The following is a 21,709-nucleotide window of genomic DNA, read 5'->3' as shown; positions in this document are numbered from 1 at the left end:
CTGGTCACCTCGCTGGAGTCCGAGATCCTCACCGTTGCCGGGCTGTACCGCGACCGCGCCGATTGTGAGAACACTTTTGATGAGCTCAAGCACCACTGGGGCTGGGGTGGCTTTACCACCCGCGATCTGAAGCGCTGCCGCTTCATGGCGCGCATCACCGCACTGGTTTACAACGGGTGGACCCTCTTTGCACGCCTGGCTGAGCCAGACAAGCAGTCAGCTGGTACAACACCGAGCATCGCCACAGCGAGATTCGCTTTGTGACTCCGGAGGCGCGGCATCGCGGCGAGGAGCGGGCCATCCTGGCTCAGCGCCATGCACTCAACCAGGCCGCTCGGGACAAACATCCAGCGCGTTGGAGTGGCAACACCCGCAACTGGAACCCCATCAAGGTCGTCTCGCTCAATCCGCAGCGAGCGCTCGAGACCACACCGGTCAATAGGGCCGCGTGAAACCATGCTGCAGGCGACAACATGCTTGACATTCACCGGGGATTACCTGGTTTATTTAAGCTGCCGCCAGACCCACCAAAAGACTCATAACGTATTACCGCCGGGGCCGACTAACGGCACCGGCAGGCCCTCAGTCTGCCAACGCCACAGGGCGGCGGCATCGATCAATAGCAGCTTGCGACTTTTTGCAGCACTCTCCTGGGCGTGAGCAGTAAACGCGCTGCTGGTCACGAACACGCCTAGATCGGCGTCGTTTTCCTCGATCACGCCCTTGAACTGCTGTATCGCTGGACGCCCCACCAGGTGCTCGGAGGCGTAGCGCTTGCACTGCACCAAGATCAACCGATCACCCTCCTTCGCAACACCGGACCAGCCCCCTCTGTCGCCACATCTTGAGCAAGGCCCAGCCACTCCAGCACACGAGCCTGCTCATCCGCTGAAAGCTCGCCAAAATCCTTTGGTAGATACACGGAAACATCAGACTGACTCATACCGACCCCCTTTAACGCCTTGCCTGAGCCTAGTACGTGCCTTCATCACCGCACGCGCGCAAGTTAAAATATACCTGGCATCGCCCGGCCAATCAGCCGGGCGCGGATTAAGAAGAAGATGGCTCCCGGCTGGTCTTGATGATCCGCTGCAGATCCTGCCAGCCTTTTACCTTCTCAGCCGGGCTTCGCAGGTAATACGACGGGTGATAGGTGACCAGCAGCGGGATCGGCTCGGCGCCATCGCTGGGCTGATAATGATGCCGCTTACCGCGCATGCGGCCGACGGCCTCGCTGTTGTCGAGCAGGTTGTTGGCCGAGACGGCGCCGAGGCTGACGATGAGCTTGGGCTGGATCAGCGCGATCTGCCGTTCGAGGTAGGGACGGCAGGCGGTGGCCTCGTCAGGCGCGGGGTTACGGTTGCGGGGCGGGCGGCATTTGACGATGTTGGCGATGTAGACCTGCTCACGCTCTAGCCCAATGGCCGCGAGCATCTTGTCGAGGAGCTTGCCAGCGCGGCCGACAAAGGGTTCGCCCTGCTGGTCTTCGTCCTGGCCGGGTCCTTCGCCGATGAACAGCAGTTCGGCATGGCGATTGCCGACGCCGAAGACGGTCTTGGTGCGGGTCTCGCAGAGCGGGCAGCGCCGGCACTCGGCGACGCGGGCCGCGAGCGCATCCCAGTCCATGCCGGCGATCTCGCGCTGATCCTCGGTCGCACTGGCAACTGGCCCTTGGTCGTGGGCGGCGAAATAGTGCTCTGGCTCGATTGCCACAGGCGGTTGTTCGTCATCCGTCCAGGGGGGAGGTTCGTCGAGCCAGGGCGGGGGTTCCTGTGCGTCGGGGGGCGACGGGGAGACTGCCTGAGCTGGCGCTGGATGCACTTGATGCGTTGGCGGCGCTGGGCGCGGGGTTGTCGGAGCTGGTCGCTGGGCGGAGGCTGGCGTGCCGGCCGGTGGCGACTCGGGCTTCGCCGCGGACGCCTCGGCTGGGGCTCTGCGGGCCGATGACGCCCGCGCGATCGCTTGCAACGCCGCCTGCGCACCGGTCGCGCCGGTCGTTGCCTTCGGGTTTGGCGTCAGGGCCGCTCGTGGTTCCTGCTCGGGTTCATGAGCGGATTGCGGCTCGGGTTCCGACTCCGAAGCCTGCTCCAGCGCTCCAGCTGACTCGGCTGCGGCCCGCAGCTGCCAGACCTGGATGCCCATCGCCGCCAGATAGTGCAAACGGCGTGCTTCATCCATGGCGGCCCTCAAACATCACCGGTCTGCGGGTGGGCGCGCGCTCTGGCGCTACTGAGCTTGTTGAGCGCGTTCAGATAGGCCTTGGCCGAGGCGATGACGATGTCGGTATCGGCGCCAGCGCCGTTGACCACATGGCCGCCGCGCTCGAGCCGCACCGTGACCTCGCCCTGGGCATCGGTGCCGCTGGTGATGGCGTTGACCGAGTAGAGCTTGAGCGTGGTGCCGCTGTTCACAATCGACTCGATGGCGCGGAAGCAGGCGTCGACCGGGCCGCCGCCGATCGCGGTGCCGGGCTCTTCCTCGCCATCGACGCTCAGGACCAGATCGGCGCGCGGGGTCTCGCCGGTCTCGGAGCAGACCCGCATCGAGACCAGCTTCACGCGCTCGTTGGCGCTGCCGAGGGTGGCATCGGTGACCAGCGCCTGCAGGTCTTCGTCGAAGATCTCGTGCTTCTTGTCGGCCAGATCCTTGAAGCGGCGGAAGGCCTCGTTCAGCTCCTCGACGGTGGCGAGCTGCACGCCCAGCTCCTCGAGCCGCGCCCGGAAGGCGTTGCGACCGGAGTGCTTGCCGAGCACCATCCGGTTCTGCTGCCAGCCGACATCCTGGGCGCGCATGATCTCGTAGGTCTCGCGATGCTTGAGCACGCCGTCCTGATGGATGCCGGACTCATGGGCGAAGGCATTGGCGCCGACGATGGCCTTGTTCGGCTGCACCGGGAAGCCGGTGATGCCCGAGACCAGGCGCGAGCAGTTGACGATCTGGGTGGTGTCCAGCCGGGTGTCGCACTGGAAGTAGTCTTGGCGAGTGCGCACCGTCATCACGACCTCTTCCAGCGCGGCGTTGCCGGCACGCTCGCCGAGGCCGTTGATGGTGCATTCCACTTGGCGGGCGCCGTGCTGGACGGCGGCGAGCGAGTTGGCGACGGCGAGGCCGAGGTCATTGTGGCAGTGCACCGAGAAGACCGCCTTGTCGGCGTTCGGGACGCGCTCGCGCAGTTGCGCGATGAGGCTGCCGAATTGATGCGGCACGGCGTAGCCCACGGTGTCGGGGATGTTGATGGTGCGCGCGCCGGCGTCGATCACGGCCTCGAGGATGCGGCACAGGAAATCGATCTCGGAGCGACCGGCGTCCTCGGGCGAGAACTCGACATCGTCGCAATGCTGGCGCGCCCGCTTGACCGCGATCACGGCCTGCTCGACCACCTGGTCCGGGCTCATCTTGAGCTTCTTTTCCATGTGGATCGGCGAGGTGGCGATGAAGGTGTGGATGCGCCCGGCATTGGCGTCCTTGAGCGCCTCGCCGGCGCGATCGATGTCGCCTTCGAGCGCGCGCGCAAGGCCGCAGACGGTGCTGTCCTTGACCGCGCGCGCGACCGCCTGCACGGCCTCGAAGTCGCCGGTGCTAGCGGCCGGGAAGCCGGCCTCGATCACGTCGACCCGCAGCCGCTCGAGGGCGGTGGCGATGCGCACCTTCTCGTCGCGGGTCATCGACGCGCCCGGGCTCTGCTCACCGTCGCGCAGCGTGGTGTCGAAGATGATCAACGGTTCTTTGTCGGTCATGATGGGTCTCGGTGAAGTAGGTTGGGCTCGCGCGAGCGGGATCGCCGTCTATCGCGTTTGGACCAGGATGGCTAATAGCGATTCTAACCCTCGTCGCTCGGTGTTGCCGATGAGCGAAGCCTCCCTACTGTGGTTCGGGCGCGCATCGGGTTACCATCGGGGCTGAATCCAAAGGTGGTGCGCTTGCCTCATCCCACAGCGCGCGATCGAATCGTTCTGTGAGTCGAAAGTCACGATGGAATACAAGGATTACTACAAGATCCTAGGTGTCTCGCGCGAGGCGAAGCCCGACGAGATCAAGGCGGCTTATCGCAAGTTGGCGCGCAAGTATCATCCGGATGTGAGCAAGGAGCCGGATGCCGAGACGCGTTTCAAGGAGGTTAACGAGGCCAATGAGGTCTTGAAGGACCCGGAGAAGCGGGCGCAATACGATGCGCTTGGTAGCGGTTGGCAAGCGGGCGATCACTTCCGCCCACCCCCCGGTGGCGGGGCGCGGGGGCGCGGTGATGGGTTTTCGCGGGAGGAAGCGGACCAATTCAGCGACTTCTTCTCCAGTATCTTTGGTATGGGGGGCATGGGCGGTGGTCGCACCGGCCGTTCCAGCGGTTTTGGTGGTGCCGGTATGCATGCTGATCCATTCGCCGGGCGTGGTTCCGACCAGAGCGCGCGCATCCGCATCTCGCTCGAGGAGGCGTACAAGGGCGGCACGCGCCAGTTGCGGCTCGAGGTGCCGGAGATCGATGCCCAGGGCCAGGTGGCGACCCGCACCAAGACCCTGAATGTCCGCATCCCGGCTGGCGTTACGGAGGGGCAACAGATCCGGCTGGCGGGTCAAGGCGGCGCGGGATTCGGCGGCGGTGCTCAGGCGGGCGATCTCTTCCTCGAGGTCGAATTCGAGCCGCATCCGTTTTTTCGCGCCGAGGGTAAGGATATCCATCTGACAGTGCCGATCGCACCCTGGGAGGCGGCGCGTGGGGCGAGCGTGCCGGTGCCGACGCTCGGCGGAACCCTGAGCCTCAAGATCCCGGCTGGCTCGCAGAGCGGTCAGCGCTTGCGGCTCAAGGGTCGCGGCCTGCCTGGCAAGCCCGCTGGCGATGCCTTCGTGCAGCTCGAGATCCGCAATCCGCCGGCGGATAGCGCCGAGGCGCGGGCGGCTTTCGAGACCATGGCCGAGCACTTCACGTCCTTCAATCCGCGTGCAACGCTGGGGGTTTGAGCCCATGTCGACGAACATCAGCGCACTGGAAGGCATCATCTTGGATGAGCGCACGGTGGTGACGGTGACCGAGTTGACCCAGGTGTGCGGCCTGAGCCTGGAGCAGGTGCGATCGATGGTCAGCGAAGGGATGCTGCAACCGCGTGGCGCGGCCCCGGAGCAATGGCGCTTCACCGGCATCGAGGTGCGGCGCACGCGCCGCGCGCTGCGCCTGCAGCGGGATCTGGAGCTGAATCTGGCCGGCACCGCGCTGGCGTTGGATCTGCTCGATGAGGTCGAGTGGTTGCGCAGCCGGGTGCGTTGCCTCGAGCATCAGCTCGGTGCCCTCGATGACGCCGATGGGACGAGCTGAGTGGGTTGGCGGGGTGGCGGCGGTGCCTGGCTCATCATCGGACTCATAACGGGGCTCGTCACGGGGGCCAGCGTTGAGGCGGCGCAGGCATTTGAGGCACCGGTCGCTTCAGCCCAGGTCATCGCGCGCTATCCACACGATCCCGACGCCTTTACCCAAGGCTTGGTGCTCGCCGATGGCGTGCTGTACGAGGGCACCGGCGGCTATGGCGAATCCTCGCTGCGTCGCGTCGACCTCGAGACGGGGCGCGTGCTGGAGCGCGTCGATCTGCCCGCGCGCTGGTTCGGCGAGGGCATCACCGAGTGGCGGGATGAACTCATCCAACTGACCTGGCGGGCTGGTGTCGGCTTGCGTTACGCGCGTGCCACCCTGGAGCCGCGCGCTCGGTTCACGATCACGGGCGAAGGCTGGGGGCTGACCCACGACGGCCGGCAGTGGATCATGAGTGATGGCAGTGCCGAGCTGCGCTTCCTCGATCCCGTCGATGGCCGCGAGCTAAAACGCGTGCGGGTGATGGATGGCGACCAGCCGGTGCGGCGCCTGAATGAACTCGAATTCATCGGCGGCGAGGTTTGGGCGAATGTCTGGTACCAAGATCACCTAGTGCGTATCGATCCGGCGGATGGTCGGGTGTTGGGTTATGTGGATCTGAGCCATCTCTGGCCGAAGGAGCAACCGCGCCGACATGAGCAAGTCCTCAATGGGATTGCCTTCGAGCGCGAGACCGGTCATCTGCTGGTGACCGGAAAACGCTGGCCTTGGCTGTTTCGGATCGAGGTCTCCGATGCGCTCGCCGACTGAAACTGGAGCGGGTACCTGAGTCGTAACAATGCGGGGCGCGCGATGATGCACTAGAATCCGGGCAGGCTCATCGGGATTCATCGCTGTTTTCCGCAAGCCGCTTCGCCCCTATCGCTTGATCGACGATCCGGTTATCCCAGCATGTCCGATATTCCAAACGGCTCCGCCAGTGCCTCCGAGCATCCCTTTCCGCTGCTCTCGACCATCGATGACCCCGCCGATCTGAGGCTGCTTCCGAGTAGCGACCTCAAACAGCTCGCCTCCGAGCTGCGTGGTTTTTTGATCGAGAGTGTGTCGCGCACTGGCGGCCATCTCGCTGCGGGGCTCGGCGTGGTCGAGCTGAGCATCGGCCTGCATTATGTCTTCGATACGCCGCATGATCGGATCATCTGGGACGTCGGCCATCAGGCCTATCCACACAAGATCCTGACCGGTCGGCGTGATCGGATGGCGCGGATGCGCCAGCAAGGAGGGCTGTCGGGCTTCCCGAAGCGCACCGAGAGCCCTTACGACACCTTTGGTGTCGGGCATTCGAGCACCTCGATCAGCGCCGCGCTCGGCATGGCGATCGCGGCCAAGCAGAAGGGCGAGCAGCGCCAGATCATCGCGGTGATCGGCGATGGTGCGCTGAGTGCCGGCATGGCCTTCGAGGCGTTGAATCATGGCGGCCCGCTCGATCCCGATGTCTTGATCATCCTCAACGATAACGAGATGTCGATCTCGCCACCGGTGGGCGCCATTAGCAGCCACTTGGCCAGGCTGCTTTCTGGCGGGCTTTATACCAGGATGCGCGAAGGCAGTAAGACCGCCCTGCGCGGGATGCCGCAGCTACGCGAGCTGGTCGGTCGCTGGGAAGAACATGTGAAGGGCATGGTGATGCCGAGCACGTTATTCGAGGAGCTTGGCTTCAACTACATCGGCCCAGTGGACGGCCATGATATGGATGCGGTGGTCGCGACCCTGCGCAACATGAAGAAGATGCCCGGCCCGCGGCTGCTGCACCTGATTACCCAGAAAGGCCATGGCTATGAGCCGGCCGAGCACGCACCGACCACCTATCATGGTGTGACCCCCTTTGATCTGAAGACCGGCGCGGTGCCTAAGAAGGGCGGGCGCAAGAGCTACACCCAGATCTTTGGCGACTGGCTCTGTGAGCGTGCCGAGGCCGATTCGCGGCTGCTCGCGATCACCCCGGCGATGCGCGAGGGCTCGGGCATGGTGCGCTTCTCGGAACGCTTCCCGGAGCGCTACTTCGACGTCGGCATCGCCGAGCAGCACGCGGTGACGCTGGCCGCCGGCATGGCCTGCGAGGCGATGAAACCGGTGGTGGCGATCTATTCGACCTTCCTGCAGCGTGGCTACGATCAGCTGGTGCACGATGTCTGTCTGCAGGGGCTCGACGTGACCTTCGCGGTCGATCGCGCCGGGCTGGTCGGTGCCGATGGCCCGACCCACGCCGGTGCCTTCGACTACAGCTACACGCGCCCGCTGCCGAACATCGTCATCATGGCGCCCGCCGATGAGCATGAGTGCTGGTGGATGCTGGAGACCGCCTATGCCCATGATGGCCCGGCGATGGTGCGCTATCCGCGCGGGAATGGTCCTGGGGTCGCCGTGGACAAGACCGGCGGGGCGTTGCTGCCGATCGGCACGGCCGAGATCCGCCGTGAGGGGCAGGATGTGGCGCTGCTGGCCTTCGGCAGTCGCGTCGCCGCCGCCGAGGCGGTCGGCGAGCGCTTGAATGCGACCGTGGTCAACATGCGCTTTGTGAAGCCGCTTGATGATCTGCTGATTCTGGAGATGGCCGAGCGCCATCAACTGCTGGTGACGGTCGAGGAGAACGCGGTGGCCGGCGGGGCCGGCTCGGCGGTGTCGGAGCTGCTCGCCGAGCAGGGCGTGCTGGTGCGCTGCCTGCATCTGGGGCTGCCGGATCGCTGCCAAGATCAGGCTAGCCATGAGCAGCAGCTCGCCGCCTGTGGGCTCGATGATGCCGGCATTGAGGAGGCGGTGCGCGCCGAGCTGCGCGATTTGGGGCTGGAGCAGACGCGCCTGAAAGGGGCGAGCGCGGGTTGAGCGGGCATGAGTCTGATCATCGAGCCAATTCCCGCGTTTGAGGACAACTATATCTGGCTACTGCATCGGCCGGATAGGGCGTCTTGTGCCATCGTCGATCCGGGCGAGGCCAAGCCGGTGATCGAGCGCCTGCGGCGCGATGGGCTGCGGTTGGATACGATCCTGATCACTCATCACCATGCGGATCACATCGGCGGTCTAGCGGATCTGCGGCGGCTCTGGCCGGAGGCCGAGGTCTTTGGGCCGGAGGATCGGCGTATTCCGGGGCTGACGCGCGTGGTGGCCGATGGCAATCGAGTCAGCCTGGCGGGATCCGATATGGCGCGGCTCGATATCGAATTTGAGGTGATGGCGGTCCCCGGGCATACCGCGACGCACATCGCCTACCGGGGCAAGGACAGCCTGTTTTGCGGCGATACCCTGTTCGCGGCTGGTTGCGGGCGGGTCTTCGACGGCACCTTCGAGCAGCTCGCGGCTTCCTTGCGGCGGATTGCTGAGCTGCCAGCGTCGACGCGCTGCTACTGCGCCCATGAATACACCTTGGCCAATCTCGGTTTCGCGCGCTGGGTCGAGCCCGACAGCCCAGCCGTAGCAGCAGCGATCACCGCCGCCGAACAACGCCGTGCCCAAGGGCAGCCGACGGTGCCCACGACCCTGGCCGAGGAGTTCGCGGTGAATCCGTTCCTGCGCACCGCAGAACCCGCAGTGATCGCCGCCGCCGAGCGCTTCGCCGGCGCGCCGCTGGATGGACAGGCGCAGGTGTTTACGGCGCTGCGCCGCTGGAAGGATGCGCACTATGATTGACGCTGAGCGCGCAGGCTCGAGGCTGTCCAGACTGATCAGCCCAATGTTCGTCTTCGATGGGTTTCTTCGGGCTCGGCCTCGATGAAGCCGCTGCGCGACGGATGGCTGTCAGCGTTGCTGGCGCTGCTATCCGGCGCACTCATGGTGTTTTCCTTCGCGCCGTTCGGCCTCTATCCGCTGGCGGTGCTCTCGCTGCTCGGGTTCTATCAGGCGCTGCGCGGCCGCACTGGCGCTAGTGCCTTCGGGATCGGCTGGCTGTTCGGGATCGCGCTGTTTGGCGTTGGCGTTGCCTGGGTTCGCATCAGCCTGAACGAGTTCGGCAACATGGCGGCGCCGATCGCTAACCTGCTGATGCTGGTGTTCGTGGCTGTGATGGCGCTCTATTACGGGCTCACGGCCTGGTTGATCCGGTTGATCGAAGCGCGGGTGTTGCGCGAGCGTGCTGCGGTTTGGGTCGGGCCATTGCTGCTGTTGCCGGCGCTCTGGGTGCTCATGGAATGGGTGCGCGGTTGGCTGTTCACCGGCTTCCCCTGGCTGTTTGCCGGTAACGGGCAGCTTGATGGACCGCTCGGTGGTTTGGCGCCAGTCCTCGGAGTGCACGGCCTGAGCCTGGCAGTGGCCTTGTCCGGCGGACTGCTCTGGGGACTCTGGCATTGGCGCGGCCGAGTTCGCGCGCGTGCGCTGGCTGGTCTCTTGCTGCTCTGGCTGGGTTCCGGGCTGGTTTGGCAACTGGACTGGACGCGACCGACGCCGAATGCAGAGGGGCAGGGGTCGTCGATCCAGGTCAGCGTGATCCAGGGCAATGTCGAGCAAGCGGTGAAATGGGATGCCGACGGGCTGCTGCCGACGCTGGATATCTATCTGACGCTGACCAAGGCGCATCTGGACAGTGACTTAATCGTCTGGCCGGAGACCGCGATCCCGGCGTTCCTCCATCGGGTCGAGGAGGTGCTGATCCAGCCCCTGGGCGAGGCGGCACGCGCGGCTGGCAGCGAGGTGGTGATCGGGCTGCCGGTGATGGAGCCCGATGGACGCTACTACAACGCCCTGGTCAGCCTGGGCAGCGCCGAGGATCGGTACTTCAAGCGCCATCTGGTGCCGTTCGGTGAGTTCCTGCCGTTCAAGGCGCAGTTGCGGCCATTGATCGATTGGTTCGAGGTGCCGATGTCCGACTTTAGCCGCGGCCAAGCGCGGCGGCCGTTGCTGCGGGTGGGCGGTTGGCCGGTCGGCGTCTCGATCTGCTACGAGGATGTGTTCCCGGAGGAAGTCCGGCAGGCGCTGCCGGAAGCCGCCTTCCTGATCAATGTCAGCAACGATTCCTGGTTCGGCGATTCGCTGGCGCCGCATCAGCATCTGCAATTCGCGCGCTTGCGCGCGCTCGAGACGGGTCGCTGGTTGGTGCGGGCGACCAACACCGGGATCTCGGCGATCATCGATCCGCGTGGGCGGGTGCGGGCTCGGTTGCCACTGTTTGAACGCGCGGCGCTCACCGGGACGTTGAAGGCGCGCGCGGGGGCGACGCCTTTTGTTCGGTTTGGCAGTCGGCTGCCCTTGGCGATCGCGGGTCTGATGTTGCTCGCGGCGCTCGCGCTGGGCATCCAAGGGGGTTGGCGCTCGCAGCCTGTCAAGACCGGGCAGAATCGAGAGGGCTAGCGAGCGCCAAGGTCGCCGCCCAACGGCATCGCGGCGGTGCGTCAGGACAACGCGGCGTTTCCCTGCGGGCGGTCGCGTCGCTATCATGCCTGGCTCGACCCTCGTCTCGGAAGTGCTGTTGTGCTCGTTATCATCAACTTCTTCATTGAACTCGCGCTGTTGCGTCGTGCGCCACAAGAGCTGCCGGCATCGCCAGCCTTGTTTTCTGTGGTGTTGGTGGTCGGGCTAGGCGCGGGGCTGCTGTTGGCACTGACGGCCGAGGCCGGTCTCGGTAGCGCCCTGTTGCAGAGTCTGCTCGACCTGGCCCTGATGCTGGGCGCCTTGTGGGTGGCGCTGAGTCTGCTCGAGCGACGCGCGCGCTTCTTGCAGACCGCAACGGCCTTGATCGGGGTCGATACCTTGATCACCTTGCTGGCCTTGCTGCCGGCTGGTCTGGCGCGGCCGGTGAATGCCGAGAGCGGGCTGCTCGCGCTCGCGGGCATGCTGTTCCTGCTGCTGGTGGTCTGGAGCATCCTGGCGGCGGGGCATATCCTGCGTCACACCTTCGCGTTGCCCCTGCCGCAGGGCGTGGCGATCGCGGTCGGTTTTGATCTGCTGTCGTTCATGATCGTCAGCGGTCTCATCAATGGCGCCGGCTAACGATCGATTTTAAGGACGCTGTGATGCACCTGCATATCCTCGGTATCTGCGGCACCTTCATGGGCGGCCTCGCGCTGATCGCACGCGCGCTTGGCCATCGGGTGACCGGCTCCGATGCCAACGTCTATCCGCCGATGAGCACCCAGCTCGAGGCCGCCGGCATCGCGCTGATGCCAGGCTACGCTGCCGAGCATCTGGACCCGGCACCGGATCGGGTGATCGTCGGTAACGCGATGAAACGCGGGCTGCCGGTGGTCGAGGCGATGCTCGATCGCGATCTGCCCTATACCTCCGGGCCGCAATGGCTGGCCGAGCAGGGCTTGCGCGGTCGCCATGTGCTCGCGGTGGCGGGAACCCACGGCAAGACCACGACAGCGAGCATGCTGGCCTGGATTCTGGAGACCGCTGGCGTCAAGCCAGGGTTTCTGATTGGCGGCGTGCCGTTGGATTTCGGGCTCTCGGCGCGGCTTGGGGATGGGGCATATTTTGTGATCGAGGCGGACGAGTACGACACCGCCTTCTTCGACAAGCGCTCCAAGTTCGTCCATTACCGTCCGCGCACCCTGGTGCTGAACAATCTCGAGTTCGATCATGCCGACATCTTCGATGATCTCGCGCAGATCCAGCGCCAGTTCCATCATTTGGTGCGTACCGTGCCCAGCATCGGCAGGATCATCCATCCGCAGCAGGATGCCGCGCTCGCCGAGGTCTTGGCGATGGGTTGCTGGACACCCTGCGTGTCGACTGGAGTCGCGGCCGCTGGCTTGCCAGATGCGGCCGATATCGGCTCCGGTCGCCCTACCGCCGATGGGGCTGGCGGCGATGCCCCTGGCAGTGATTGGCAGGCCGAGCTTTGTGCGGCCGATGGTTCGTCGTTTCGCCTCTTTTTCCAGGGGCAGCCGCAGGGGCTGCTCGAGTGGTCGCAGATTGGACTACATAATGTACAAAACGCCATGTCGGCGGTCGCTGCGGCACAGCATGTCGGCATCGAGCCTGCGCGGGCGATCTCGGCGTTGGCTCGCTTTCAGGGCGTGAAGCGGCGCATGGAGCTGCGTGGGTCCGAGGCTGGCATCCGCGTCTATGACGACTTCGCTCACCATCCGACCGCGATCGCAAGCACCTTGGCCGGGCTGCGGCGCCAGGTCGGCGAGGCACGCATCATCGCGGTGCTGGAGCCGCGCTCGAATACCATGCGCATGGGCATCCATGGCACCGCGCTGGCGGCCTCGCTGGAGATGGCCGAGCGCGTGGTGGTCTACAGCCCGCCGGACCTAGCCTGGGATGCCAGCACGACGCTGGCCCCGCTCGGTGAGCGTCTGCGTGTTTGTGCGGATCTCGATCAGGTCTTGACCGCTGCCACCGCCGAGGTGCGCCCGGGGGATCATCTGCTCGTCATGAGCAACGGCGGGTTCGGCAGTATCCACCAACGGATACTCGATCGCATCCGCACGATGGCAGTGAGCGGCTGACGTCATTTAAGAAAACTGTTTTCGACAGTGCTACCGCCCGAGTCTTGCATGACCAAACCGACGTCGACCCGCTGGAATAAGACCATCGCCATTGCCCTAACCGGCGCCTCGGGGACGGGCTATGGCCTGCGCGTGTTGCGGGGCCTCATCGACGCCGAGGTGCGCGTCTATCTGCTCATCTCGCAAGCGGCGCAGGTGGTGTTGCGTATGGAGTCGGGGCTTGAGGTGCCGAGTCGGCCAAAGGAGGCCGAGCGCTTCTTCTCGAAGTATTTAGGTGCGCAACCTGAGCAGCTCAGTGTGTTTGGTCGCCAGCAATGGACCGCGCCGGTGGCGAGCGGCACCAACCCGCCGGATGCGATGGCCATCGTGCCCTGTACGACCGGAACCCTGGCCAACATCGCCGCTGGCCTGAGCGAAGATCTGATCGACCGCGCCGCCGATGTGACCATGAAGGAAGGCCGCAAGCTGATCCTGGTGGTGCGCGAGACCCCGTTCACGATCATCCATCTCGAGAACATGCTGCGCTTGGCGCGGGCCGGGGTGGTGATCATGCCCGCGAATCCCGGTTTCTATTTCAATCCGCAAAGCGTCGACGAGGTCATCGACTTCATGGCCGCGCGGGTGCTCGATCATCTCGGTGTGGCGCATCAGCTCTCGGCGCGTTGGGGCGCGGAGTCCTGAGAAGCCGTCCGCGAGGGTCGCATTGAATGGCAGCACGGTTGGCTCACTGAGCCGAAAGCAACCCGAGATCCCTGGGCGCGAGCAGGATCGGCGTGCCCAAGTCCATGGCGATGGTCGGCATCTGCTCGAAGTCGGGGAGCCAGTCTTTCTTGCCAATCGCATCGACGGGGAGGGTGGTTGGCAGCGCTAGCAGGTCGACGATCGTATGCTTGACCACTTCAGTGACGTTGCCGGCCCAGACGGGCGCGCTGGCGCTGATCAGGCTATGCGTGTCCCAGAGCCGGAGCACCAATCGTCGGCCATTCGGGAGATCCTTGACCAGCGTCAGATCGTCGTGATGCCCGTCGTGGACATGCGGGACCACCGGCAGTTGCGCGAGCGGCAGCGAGGGCGAGAGCAGCTTGATCGCGTTGTTCCAAGCGAGCATCTCGGCGCGCTCCCAACCGTGACCGGCGAGGGCCTGGGTGAGGCGATCGAGTGGGCCGGCGTATTGGATATCGAAGGGGCGTCGATTGCGATGCCAGAGGTCTTCGCGGTGGCTGGCGATGGGCAGATCCTGGCGCGCGCGCCATTCGGCCTCGCTGATGTGGGTGGGCGGCCGGGTCGCTTGGTGGCGCGCGATGTCGAGCTGTTGCTGCGTCAAGGTGGCGGCCGTGAAGGCGGCACTGGCGGCGATCAGGGTGACCAGGGCGAGACCGGCGGCCTGTTCGAGGGGCTCGGTATGGCAACGAAACATCAGGCCCAAGGCCGCGATCCAGACCAAGCCGAGGGCAATGCTGGCGATGATATCGGTGAGCCAGGCGGCGCCGACATAGAGCCGCGCGAGCGCGACGGCGGTGACGAGCGCGGCAGCGAGGGCGTAAGGCGTCCACCGCCAGCGCGCCGCGAGGGGCCGCGAGAGCGAGATGGCGAGAAAGCCATAGAGCACGGTGGCGCTCAGGACTTGGCCACTGGGAAATGACCAGGGCCAGCGCAGATCGAGCCCGAGTTCGGGTCGCGGGATGCGCACCAGCCAGCCCAGCGTGGGCGTGGCCAAGAGGGTGAACGCGAGCGCCGCGAGCCAGTATTCCAAGGCACGCTGCTGACCACTCAGACGCAGGTAGACGAGGATGGCGATGACCAACGGGATGGTGACCACCGGCTCGCCGAGGCGGCTCAGTGCGGCCATGAGCTGATCGGCCAGCGGTGTATGCAGGCTTTGACTGAGGTCGAGCGCGAACTGGTTGATGCGCAGATCCTGGGCACCAAAGAGATCGGCGCTGAGCGACATACCGAGCATGGCGGCGGCGGCGACGAGCGCGAGGGCGAGCGCGGCCAAGGTCGCGGCATCCGGATGCTGGCGGTCGGCGAGCGCCTGCGCGGTGCGTCCGAACAGCGGATGCAGATCGATCCAGCGCAGCCAGGCTTGCACCCAGCGCGAGGCGTGGGGGCTGAGCAGAAAGAACAGCCGCCGGGCGAGCCAGACCGCGCCCCAGAGCAGCGCGCTCAGGATGAGGATCAGGATGGCGAGGCGCGCGGCGGCCTCGGCGGCGAGCTTGAGGGAGGCGCCGAAGACGATACCCGGCGCCAGATAGGCCGGCCCCCAGGCGATCGCGGAGCTGATGTTGGCGGCGGCAAAGCGTGTCCGCGGCATCCGCATCATGCCGGCGACCAGCGGGATGATGGCCCGACCTGGGCCGACGAAACGACCGAAGGCGACGCTCATGGCGCCGTACTTCTCGAAGAAGGCGACCCCTCGATCGAGGGGTTTCGGATGCTGGTTGAACGGCCAGTGCGCGCGAATCTGGTTGCGATAGCGGGCGCCGATCCAGTAGCTCAGGCTATCGCCGCTGATGGCGCCGGCGATGGCCAAGGTGACGGTGGGCCAGAAGGCGAGTTCGCCGGTGGCGATCAACGCGCCAGCGGCGAACAGGAGCATCACGCCCGGCACGATCATGCCAACGACGGCGACCGATTCGGCGAAGGCGACCAGGAAGACTGCGAGATAGGTCCAGGCGGGGTTGGCGCCGATCCAGTCGAAGAGGGGGGTGAAGAGAACCTCCATCACGCATCAGACGCCTCGTGGCAGGCGGCAGTGACGCCATGGAGGGGGCATGGCGAGCGCTGGCTCGGCCTGATCGATCGGCCGGGATCGGCTGGTCAGGGGCTCAGCGCGCGAGGGCCGTGAAGGCCTTGCCGGCGGCTTCCAGCGTGGCCTCGATCTCGGCATCGCCATGGGCGCCGGAGACGAAGCCGGCCTCGAAGGCGGAGGGCGCGAGGTACACGCCCTGATCGAGCATGGCGTGGAAGAACTGGCGAAATTGGTCCTGATCGCAGGCGATGGCCTGGGCGTAGTTGGTGACCGGACCGGCGTCAGTGAAGAAGAGGCCGAACATGGCGCCGGCGCGGTTGGTGCTGAGGGCAATGCCAGCCGCCTGCGCTTGCGCTTCCAGGCCGCTGGTCAGGCGCTCGGTCTGAGCGGCGATGCGGTCGTGGAAGCCGGGCTCCGAGATCAGCTCCAGCGTCTTCAGGCCGGCGCTCATCGCGATCGGATTGCCGGACAGGGTGCCGGCTTGATAGACCGGTCCAAGCGGCGAGATGTGCTCCATGATCGGGCGCTTGCCGCCGAAGGCGCCGACCGGCATGCCGCCGCCGATGATCTTGCCGAGCGCGGTCAGATCCGGGGTCACGCCGTAGTGCTCTTGGGCGCCGCCGCGAGCGACGCGAAAGCCGGTCATGACCTCGTCGAAGATCAGCACCGCGCCGTGCTCATCGCAGACCTCGCGCAGTCCTTCGAGAAAGCCCGGGACGGGCGGGATACAGTTCATGTTACCGGCCACGGGCTCGACGATGATGCAGGCGATCTGATCGCCGATCTCGGCGAAGGTCTGGCGTACCTGCTCGATGTCGTTGTAGGTCAGGGTGAGGGTCAGCTCGGCCAGGGCGGCGGGCACGCCGGGGGAACTCGGCTCGCCGAGCGTGAGCATGCCGGAGCCGGCCTTGACCAGCAGCGAGTCGACATGGCCGTGGTAGTTGCCCTCGAACTTGATCACCTTGTCGCGACCGGTGTAGCCGCGCGCCAGGCGCAGCGCGCTCATGGTGGCCTCGGTGCCGGAGCTGGTCATGCGCACCAGGTCCATGCTCGGAACCAGCTCGCAGACCTTGTCGGCCATCAGGGTTTCGAGTTCGGTCGGGGCGCCGAACGACAGGCCCATGGTGGCGCGCTCGATGACGGCGGCGAGGATCTCGGGATGCGCGTGGCCGAGGATCATCGGCCCCCAAGAGCCGACATAGTCGATGTAGCGCTTGCCGTCGACATCGGTGACATAGGCCCCGGCGGCGGACTCGAAGAAGACCGGGTCCCCGCCGACGCTGCGGAAGGCGCGTACCGGCGAGTTGACGCCGCCTGGGATATGGCGCTGGGCCGCGCTGAAGAGGTCGTGGGATCGGGACATCGGTTAGCTCCTGGATGGGTTCTCGAAAGGCCGGCCATTGTCTGGCGACCTTGCACGCTTGGCAACCGTGACATGGTCTGAGCGCGTTGAAAAGCAGAGACTCAACCCTGACTCCTCTGCGGTTGAGCATGAAACCGGCACCCTGACGAGGACGAAGCGAGGACGATGAAGCAATATCTGTGTGTGGTTTGTGGGCTGATCTATGACGAAGCCGAAGGCTGGCCCGAGGATGGGATTGCGCCTGGCACGGCCTGGGACGACGTGCCACTGACCTGGAAATGCCCGGAGTGCGGTGCTGGCAAGGAGGATTTCGAGATGGTCGAGGTCTGAGCCGTGCGTCGTTTGACGGCGCTCGCGTCTGGCACTGAGGTGCGGGGCTGCTGTACATTGCAGTGTTTTAGCGATCCAGAATCGGAGCATTGATCATGCAGAACCTCATGACCGAGGCTGATCTGTCCATGACACCCTCGGCGCAAGCGAAGCTGGCCGAACTCTTTCAAGATGTTGACGATGCCATCCAGGGTGTACGTGTCTACGCGGCCTCTGGTGGCTGCAGTGGCATCAGCTTTGGGATGACCTTTACCGATGTTGTCAACCCGAACGACGGCATCCGGAATTTTGAAGGCTACAAGGTTGTGGTCGATGATGGCACCCTTGAGCATATTCGCGGCGTCGAGATCGATTTCGTCGACCCGGGCGATGGCAGTGCGACCTTCGTCTTCAATAATCTTCCGTCGGCCGGTGGTGGTTGCGGGACCTGCGGTTCCGCCGGTGGCAGCTGTGGTTGAGCCGATGACGGCACTAGTATGGCGGGCGACGTGGCGATGATGAAGGTTGGCATCGTTGGTGGAACCGGATACACCGGCTCTGAACTGCTCCGCCTCTTGGTGCGCCACCCGCAGCTCGAGGTGACAGCCGTCACCTCGCGCTCGGTCGCTGGGACCAGTGTCGCCGAGTACTACACAGCGCTGCGCGGCGAGATCGATATCGCCTTTTCGACACCGGAAACAGCCCGGCTGACCGATTGTGATCTCGTCTTCTTCGCCACCCCGAACGGGACGGCGATGAACGAGGCTGCGGTGCTACTCGAGGCCGGCGTGCGTGTGATCGATCTGGCGGCGGATTTTCGGCTCAAGGATCTGGATGTCTGGCGGCATTGGTATGGGATGGAGCATGCCGCGCCGGCGTTGGTCGAGGAGGCGGTCTACGGGCTGCCCGAGGTCAGTCGGGCGGCGATCGCCGAGGCGCGACTGGTGGCTAACCCAGGGTGTTATCCAACGGCGGTCACGCTTGGCCTGCTGCCATTGCTGGAGGCCGGCGCGGTGGATGCCTCGCGACTGATCGCGGACGTCAAATCCGGCGTCAGCGGCGCGGGGCGCAAGGCATCGACCGCGCTGCTGATGGCCGAGTGTGGCGAGAGCTTCAAGGCCTATAGTGTCGGCGGACATCGTCATCAGCCCGAGATCCGCGAGAACTTGCAGCGGGCGACCGGGGTTGAGGTCGGGTTGACCTTCGTGCCGCATCTGCTGCCGATGGTGCGCGGCATTGAGGCCAGTCTGTACGCACCCCTGGTGCGACGCGATGTGGATTTGCAGGCTCTGTTCGAGGCGCGTTATCGCGATGAGCCATTCGTCGATGTGTTGCCAGCTGGCTCCGTGGTCGAGACGCGCTCGGTGCGTGGCACCAATTTCTGTCGGCTCTCGGTGCTTGAGCCGCAGGGGGCGGGCGTGGTGGTCGTGCAGTCGGTGATCGACAATCTGGTCAAGGGCGCTGCAGGGCAGGCGGTGCAGAACATGAACCTGATGTTTGGATGGGACGAGGCCACCGGATTGGCGCTGTCCGCATTGGCGCCCTAACGATTCGGTGGATTGGAATCCGCGAGGCAATGTCGGGCCTTACCGTCCAGTGCGCGGCTGCGGACGCGCGCTGTTTCGCTTGGCCGTCACGCTCGGCTGGTTGCTGGTCATCGGCGCGACCTTCGTTTTTGGCTACGGGCTCGCGCGCTATGACGCTGGCGAAGCCTTGGCGAGTGCCGAGGCATTGCGTGCCGAGGTTGCGTCCTTGTCCGAAGCGCTGGCGCGTGGACGCGAGGAGCGCGTTCGCCTGGCCCGTGCTCACCAGATGGACCGCGAGGCGAAACGGCAAGCTCAACAGTCGCTCGCCGAGCTGCAACAGGAGCGTTTGCTGCTGAGCAAGCGGGTGTCCTATCTGCAGCGCTTGGTTCAGGATGGTCAGTTGGGGGTGGTTGAGGTCAAGGAGCTTCAGTTACGCGAGGGGCTTGCACCAGGTCACTATGGCTACAAGATGCTCTTGAGCCAGTTAGTGCCGCAGGATGCGCGCACGCGAGGGCGGGTAACGCTGAGTGTCGTGGTGACGGTTGGCGGCGAAGAGCGCACACTGTCGCTGGATGCATTGCCGGGGTCGTCTCCGGCTGAAGTCGACCTCGATTTCGAGCATTTTCAGGCCATTGACGGTGATATCGTCTTGCCGGAGGAGGCTGAACCCGAGCGCTTGATCGTCGAAATCGAGCCCGAGGGGGTGTCCCTTGCCCGCTCGTCGGAGGCATTCTTATGGCCCGATGCGTCCGATGCCCTCCTGTTGCCGAGTCCTGTGTTCGATGCGCGCGGGCTTGTCGAGCGGCTCGAGGTTGAATGATCTGGTCCGAGACCCCCATTCTATGCCCCTAGAGACAAACTCTTTTACTGAGGTATGCGATGATGACAGAAGCCGTTGCTCTTGATGCGCCGCTGGTGTTCACCTCACAGGCGGCCGCTAAGGTCGCCACGCTGATCGAGCAGGAAGAGACGCCAGGGCTGATGCTGCGGGTCTACATCCAAGGCGGTGGCTGCTCGGGGTTCCAGTATGGCTTTACCTTCGATGAGTCGGTCCAAGACGGGGATACCGAGATCGAGACCGATGGGGTAACGCTCTTGGTCGATCCGATGAGCTTGCAGTACCTCAGCGGTGCCGAGATCGACTACACCGAGGGGTTGCAGGGGGCGCAGTTCGTGATCCGCAATCCGAATGCGACCACGACCTGCGGTTGTGGGTCGTCGTTTGGGGTCTGACCGCTAGGACGCGCTTGCCTCTCAGTCGGCGTCGTTGGCGGTAGGCTCCGCCTGTTGACCAGGAATCGGGAGGGGGATGGCGGTCCGCCCCGACGACGGCCTCGCGGATGCTGTGGCGGCTGGGTTGGCGAGGTATTCGATGAAGACGTAGCCGATTGCTGCTGCAATCATCAGCAGCACGGCGAGTAAGATCAGTCCTCGTGGGAAGCGCCGGCGCTTCCGCAGGCTGAAGCCTCCACTGCTTTTGTAGTCTCGCATGAGTCGGTTCCCGTAAGTTCAAGGCGGTCTCTTGGATTCGGTTCAGTTTAGAGAAGCCCGCGACGCGACGAAAGTGCGGCGCCCACGCTCAGGCCGTTTTCCATCTTCTCGGTCTGGTAATCCCTTTCTGACCATGGCAGTCTTGAGGGTTCTCTTGTTTGGCCTGGGCGCGTTCGGGCTAGGCATGTCTAACCTTGGCTGAGAGGCGCATGTCGGATTCTTTCGATCAACTCGTGCACGGCACCGATGAGGTGCTGACTAGAGAGGCGCTGCGCAAGAAACTCGCGCTTGGGCGCCCACTTCGCGTCAAGGCCGGCTTCGATCCGACGGCGCCCGATCTCCACCTCGGTCATGTGGTGTTGCTCAACAAGCTGCGTCAGTTCCAGGATCTCGGGCATCGGGTGCTCTTCCTGATCGGCGATTTCACCGGGATGATCGGTGATCCGACCGGCAAGAACGTGACCCGTAAGCCGCTCTCGCACGATGAGGTCACGGCCAACGCCAAAACCTATCAGGCGCAAGTCTTCAAGGTGCTAGAGCCTGAGCTGACCGAGGTCGTGTTCAATTCCACATGGATCAGCCAGCTCGGTGCCGAAGGGCTGATTCGGCTGGCGGCGCAGCACACGGTTGCGCGCATGCTTGAGCGCGACGTTCTCTCGAGGCGCTATCGTGAGCATCAGCCGATCGCGGTGCACGAGTTCCTCTACCCCCTGATCCAAGGCTACGACTCAGTGGCACTGGAGGCCGATGTCGAACTCGGCGGCACCGATCAGAAGTTCAATCTGCTGGTCGGCCGTCAGTTGCAGGAGCAGGCGGGGCAGGAACCGCAGGTCGTGATGACGCTGCCGATCCTCGAGGGGCTCGATGGTGTGCAGAAGATGTCGAAGTCGCTCGGTAACTTCATCGCCATCGATGATCCGCCGGGCGAGATGTTTGGCAAGCTGATGTCGATCTCGGATCAGCTCATGTGGCGTTATTTTGAGCTGCTGACTACGCTCACGCCCGAGGAGCTTGCGGCGTTACGCGCCTCCGTCGACGCGGGCGCCAACCCGCGCGACATCAAGATCGATCTCGGGATGAGCCTGGTCACGCGTTTCCATGGCCCTTCGCAGGCGGAGGCTGCTCGCGATGCCTTCCTGAACCGGTTCCAGCGCGGACAGGTGCCGGATGATGTCGTCGAGCTGGCATTGGAGGCTGGGGGCGAGGGTCTGCCATTGCCAAGACTGCTCAAAGACGCTAACCTTGTCTCCAGTACTTCCGAAGCGATTCGGCTCATCGGCCAAGGGGCCGTCCGAGTCGACGGGGAACGGCTGGCGGATGCCAAGCAATGTTTCCTCAGTGGTCACACTCATCTGCTCCAAGTAGGCAAACGTCGGTTTGCACGGGTCACATTGACATTGAGTTAGCTGGTTTTGGTCTGGTAGCGCTAGCCGCAAACATCCGGGCCAAAAAAGTTTGACACTCTTTCGAAAGTGCGTATACTTGTCGGTCTGCCCAGCGACGAATTGCTTCCAACGGTGAAGC

Annotated in this window: 21 protein-coding genes and 1 pseudogene; 17 read left to right on the top strand and 5 right to left on the bottom strand. The window is 64.7% G+C overall.

From position 1 onward, the window contains the following. Both AC54T3_RS15695 and AC54T3_RS15690 read left to right on the top strand, forming a co-directional pair. Complete coding sequence (locus AC54T3_RS15695) at window positions 1-264, top strand: transposase (protein ID WP_496626238.1); 264 nt, start codon at window positions 1-3, stop codon at window positions 262-264. Beyond that, a pseudogene (locus tag AC54T3_RS15690) lies at window positions 216-452 on the top strand (IS3 family transposase); the annotation flags it as partial. The gene AC54T3_RS15695 and the pseudogene AC54T3_RS15690, both read left to right, overlap by 49 nt. Before the next feature lie 84 nt (window positions 453-536). On the opposite strand, the gene AC54T3_RS15685 reads toward AC54T3_RS15690, so the two are convergent. From AC54T3_RS15685 to AC54T3_RS15675, 3 genes are all read right to left on the bottom strand, one after another. Beyond that, window positions 537-863: a restriction endonuclease gene (locus tag AC54T3_RS15685; RefSeq protein WP_496626236.1), complete on the bottom strand. Its 327-nt coding sequence runs from the start codon at window positions 861-863 to the stop codon at window positions 537-539. Window positions 864-1,050: 187 nt separating this feature from the next. Next, window positions 1,051-2,178, bottom strand: a complete 1,128-nt coding sequence (locus tag AC54T3_RS15680; RefSeq protein ID WP_496626234.1) for a uracil-DNA glycosylase — start codon at window positions 2,176-2,178, stop codon at window positions 1,051-1,053. A gap of 8 nt (window positions 2,179-2,186) precedes the next feature. Continuing rightward, the gene (locus tag AC54T3_RS15675; RefSeq protein ID WP_496626233.1) at window positions 2,187-3,737 is read right to left on the bottom strand and encodes a 2-isopropylmalate synthase; all 1,551 of its coding nucleotides are present in this window, start codon (window positions 3,735-3,737) and stop codon (window positions 2,187-2,189) included. A gap of 235 nt (window positions 3,738-3,972) precedes the next feature. Here AC54T3_RS15675 and AC54T3_RS15670 point away from each other — a divergent pair, with 235 nt between their 5' ends. The 9 genes from AC54T3_RS15670 to AC54T3_RS15630 all read left to right on the top strand — a co-directional run bounded on the left by AC54T3_RS15670 (window position 3,973) and on the right by AC54T3_RS15630 (window position 13,425). Then, the gene (locus tag AC54T3_RS15670) at window positions 3,973-4,953 is read left to right on the top strand and encodes a DnaJ C-terminal domain-containing protein (protein WP_496626231.1); all 981 of its coding nucleotides are present in this window, start codon (window positions 3,973-3,975) and stop codon (window positions 4,951-4,953) included. A gap of 4 nt (window positions 4,954-4,957) precedes the next feature. Continuing rightward, window positions 4,958-5,305, top strand: a complete 348-nt coding sequence (locus AC54T3_RS15665; RefSeq protein WP_496626230.1) for a chaperone modulator CbpM — start codon at window positions 4,958-4,960, stop codon at window positions 5,303-5,305. Then, window positions 5,306-6,106, top strand: a complete 801-nt coding sequence (locus AC54T3_RS15660) for a glutaminyl-peptide cyclotransferase (protein ID WP_496626228.1) — start codon at window positions 5,306-5,308, stop codon at window positions 6,104-6,106. Between the two features lie 141 nt (window positions 6,107-6,247). Continuing rightward, window positions 6,248-8,179 carry a 1-deoxy-D-xylulose-5-phosphate synthase gene (gene dxs, locus AC54T3_RS15655; RefSeq protein ID WP_496626226.1) on the top strand — a complete coding sequence of 644 codons (1,932 nt, stop codon included), beginning with the start codon at window positions 6,248-6,250 and terminating at the stop codon, window positions 8,177-8,179. A 6-nt stretch (window positions 8,180-8,185) separates the two neighbouring features. Further along, window positions 8,186-8,983: a hydroxyacylglutathione hydrolase gene (gene gloB, locus AC54T3_RS15650; RefSeq protein WP_496626224.1), complete on the top strand. Its 798-nt coding sequence runs from the start codon at window positions 8,186-8,188 to the stop codon at window positions 8,981-8,983. An 81-nt stretch (window positions 8,984-9,064) separates the two neighbouring features. Further along, window positions 9,065-10,636: an apolipoprotein N-acyltransferase gene (gene lnt / locus AC54T3_RS15645; protein ID WP_496626222.1), complete on the top strand. Its 1,572-nt coding sequence runs from the start codon at window positions 9,065-9,067 to the stop codon at window positions 10,634-10,636. A gap of 120 nt (window positions 10,637-10,756) precedes the next feature. Further along, window positions 10,757-11,275 (top strand): hypothetical protein, encoded by a 519-nt coding sequence (locus AC54T3_RS15640; RefSeq protein ID WP_496626220.1) that lies wholly within the window; start codon window positions 10,757-10,759, stop codon window positions 11,273-11,275. 23 nt (window positions 11,276-11,298) lie between these two features. Then, complete coding sequence (gene mpl, locus AC54T3_RS15635; RefSeq protein WP_496626218.1) at window positions 11,299-12,744, top strand: UDP-N-acetylmuramate:L-alanyl-gamma-D-glutamyl-meso-diaminopimelate ligase; 1,446 nt, start codon at window positions 11,299-11,301, stop codon at window positions 12,742-12,744. A gap of 48 nt (window positions 12,745-12,792) precedes the next feature. Then, the gene (locus AC54T3_RS15630) at window positions 12,793-13,425 is read left to right on the top strand and encodes a flavin prenyltransferase UbiX (RefSeq protein ID WP_496626217.1); all 633 of its coding nucleotides are present in this window, start codon (window positions 12,793-12,795) and stop codon (window positions 13,423-13,425) included. Window positions 13,426-13,468: 43 nt separating this feature from the next. Here AC54T3_RS15630 and AC54T3_RS15625 read toward each other — a convergent pair whose 3' ends face one another. Further along, window positions 13,469-15,469, bottom strand: a complete 2,001-nt coding sequence (locus AC54T3_RS15625; RefSeq protein ID WP_496626241.1) for a VTT domain-containing protein — start codon at window positions 15,467-15,469, stop codon at window positions 13,469-13,471. A gap of 103 nt (window positions 15,470-15,572) precedes the next feature. Further along, window positions 15,573-16,859 carry a glutamate-1-semialdehyde 2,1-aminomutase gene (hemL, locus tag AC54T3_RS15620; protein WP_496626215.1) on the bottom strand — a complete coding sequence of 429 codons (1,287 nt, stop codon included), beginning with the start codon at window positions 16,857-16,859 and terminating at the stop codon, window positions 15,573-15,575. A gap of 165 nt (window positions 16,860-17,024) precedes the next feature. Here hemL and AC54T3_RS15615 point away from each other — a divergent pair, with 165 nt between their 5' ends. From AC54T3_RS15615 to tyrS, 6 genes are all read left to right on the top strand, one after another. Further along, window positions 17,025-17,189: a rubredoxin gene (locus AC54T3_RS15615; protein WP_496626213.1), complete on the top strand. Its 165-nt coding sequence runs from the start codon at window positions 17,025-17,027 to the stop codon at window positions 17,187-17,189. A 95-nt stretch (window positions 17,190-17,284) separates the two neighbouring features. Next, entirely contained in the window at window positions 17,285-17,647 is a 363-nt protein-coding gene (locus tag AC54T3_RS15610; RefSeq protein WP_496626211.1) for a HesB/IscA family protein, read from the top strand. Window positions 17,648-17,683: 36 nt separating this feature from the next. Beyond that, window positions 17,684-18,715, top strand: a complete 1,032-nt coding sequence (gene argC, locus AC54T3_RS15605; protein WP_496626240.1) for an N-acetyl-gamma-glutamyl-phosphate reductase — start codon at window positions 17,684-17,686, stop codon at window positions 18,713-18,715. Between the two features lie 7 nt (window positions 18,716-18,722). Further along, window positions 18,723-19,514 carry a DUF6776 family protein gene (locus tag AC54T3_RS15600; protein ID WP_496626209.1) on the top strand — a complete coding sequence of 264 codons (792 nt, stop codon included), beginning with the start codon at window positions 18,723-18,725 and terminating at the stop codon, window positions 19,512-19,514. A gap of 59 nt (window positions 19,515-19,573) precedes the next feature. Further along, window positions 19,574-19,927, top strand: a complete 354-nt coding sequence (gene erpA / locus AC54T3_RS15595; protein WP_201245990.1) for an iron-sulfur cluster insertion protein ErpA — start codon at window positions 19,574-19,576, stop codon at window positions 19,925-19,927. A gap of 467 nt (window positions 19,928-20,394) precedes the next feature. Next, the gene (tyrS, locus tag AC54T3_RS15590) at window positions 20,395-21,591 is read left to right on the top strand and encodes a tyrosine--tRNA ligase (RefSeq protein ID WP_496626207.1); all 1,197 of its coding nucleotides are present in this window, start codon (window positions 20,395-20,397) and stop codon (window positions 21,589-21,591) included. Window positions 21,592-21,709: the final 118 nt, after the last annotated feature.

Source organism: Halochromatium sp. NSM3, assembly GCF_059621085.1.
This window is presented reverse-complemented; position numbering and strand designations above follow the sequence as displayed.

What these genes read in the sequence shown, in the direction of transcription:
- AC54T3_RS15680 (WP_496626234.1), bottom strand. Translation starts at nt 2,178, where the DNA reads ATGGATGAAGCACGCCGTTTGCACTATCTGGCGGCGATGGGCATCCAG.
- AC54T3_RS15675 (WP_496626233.1), bottom strand. Translation starts at nt 3,737, where the DNA reads ATGACCGACAAAGAACCGTTGATCATCTTCGACACCACGCTGCGCGAC.
- AC54T3_RS15670 (WP_496626231.1), top strand. Translation starts at nt 3,973, where the DNA reads ATGGAATACAAGGATTACTACAAGATCCTAGGTGTCTCGCGCGAGGCG.
- AC54T3_RS15665 (WP_496626230.1), top strand. Translation starts at nt 4,958, where the DNA reads ATGTCGACGAACATCAGCGCACTGGAAGGCATCATCTTGGATGAGCGC.
- dxs (WP_496626226.1), top strand. Translation starts at nt 6,248, where the DNA reads ATGTCCGATATTCCAAACGGCTCCGCCAGTGCCTCCGAGCATCCCTTT.
- gloB (WP_496626224.1), top strand. Translation starts at nt 8,186, where the DNA reads ATGAGTCTGATCATCGAGCCAATTCCCGCGTTTGAGGACAACTATATC.
- lnt (WP_496626222.1), top strand. Translation starts at nt 9,065, where the DNA reads ATGAAGCCGCTGCGCGACGGATGGCTGTCAGCGTTGCTGGCGCTGCTA.
- mpl (WP_496626218.1), top strand. Translation starts at nt 11,299, where the DNA reads ATGCACCTGCATATCCTCGGTATCTGCGGCACCTTCATGGGCGGCCTC.
- AC54T3_RS15630 (WP_496626217.1), top strand. Translation starts at nt 12,793, where the DNA reads ATGACCAAACCGACGTCGACCCGCTGGAATAAGACCATCGCCATTGCC.
- AC54T3_RS15625 (WP_496626241.1), bottom strand. Translation starts at nt 15,469, where the DNA reads ATGGAGGTTCTCTTCACCCCCCTCTTCGACTGGATCGGCGCCAACCCC.
- hemL (WP_496626215.1), bottom strand. Translation starts at nt 16,859, where the DNA reads ATGTCCCGATCCCACGACCTCTTCAGCGCGGCCCAGCGCCATATCCCA.
- AC54T3_RS15615 (WP_496626213.1), top strand. Translation starts at nt 17,025, where the DNA reads ATGAAGCAATATCTGTGTGTGGTTTGTGGGCTGATCTATGACGAAGCC.
- AC54T3_RS15610 (WP_496626211.1), top strand. Translation starts at nt 17,285, where the DNA reads ATGCAGAACCTCATGACCGAGGCTGATCTGTCCATGACACCCTCGGCG.
- argC (WP_496626240.1), top strand. Translation starts at nt 17,684, where the DNA reads ATGATGAAGGTTGGCATCGTTGGTGGAACCGGATACACCGGCTCTGAA.
- erpA (WP_201245990.1), top strand. Translation starts at nt 19,574, where the DNA reads ATGATGACAGAAGCCGTTGCTCTTGATGCGCCGCTGGTGTTCACCTCA.
- tyrS (WP_496626207.1), top strand. Translation starts at nt 20,395, where the DNA reads ATGTCGGATTCTTTCGATCAACTCGTGCACGGCACCGATGAGGTGCTG.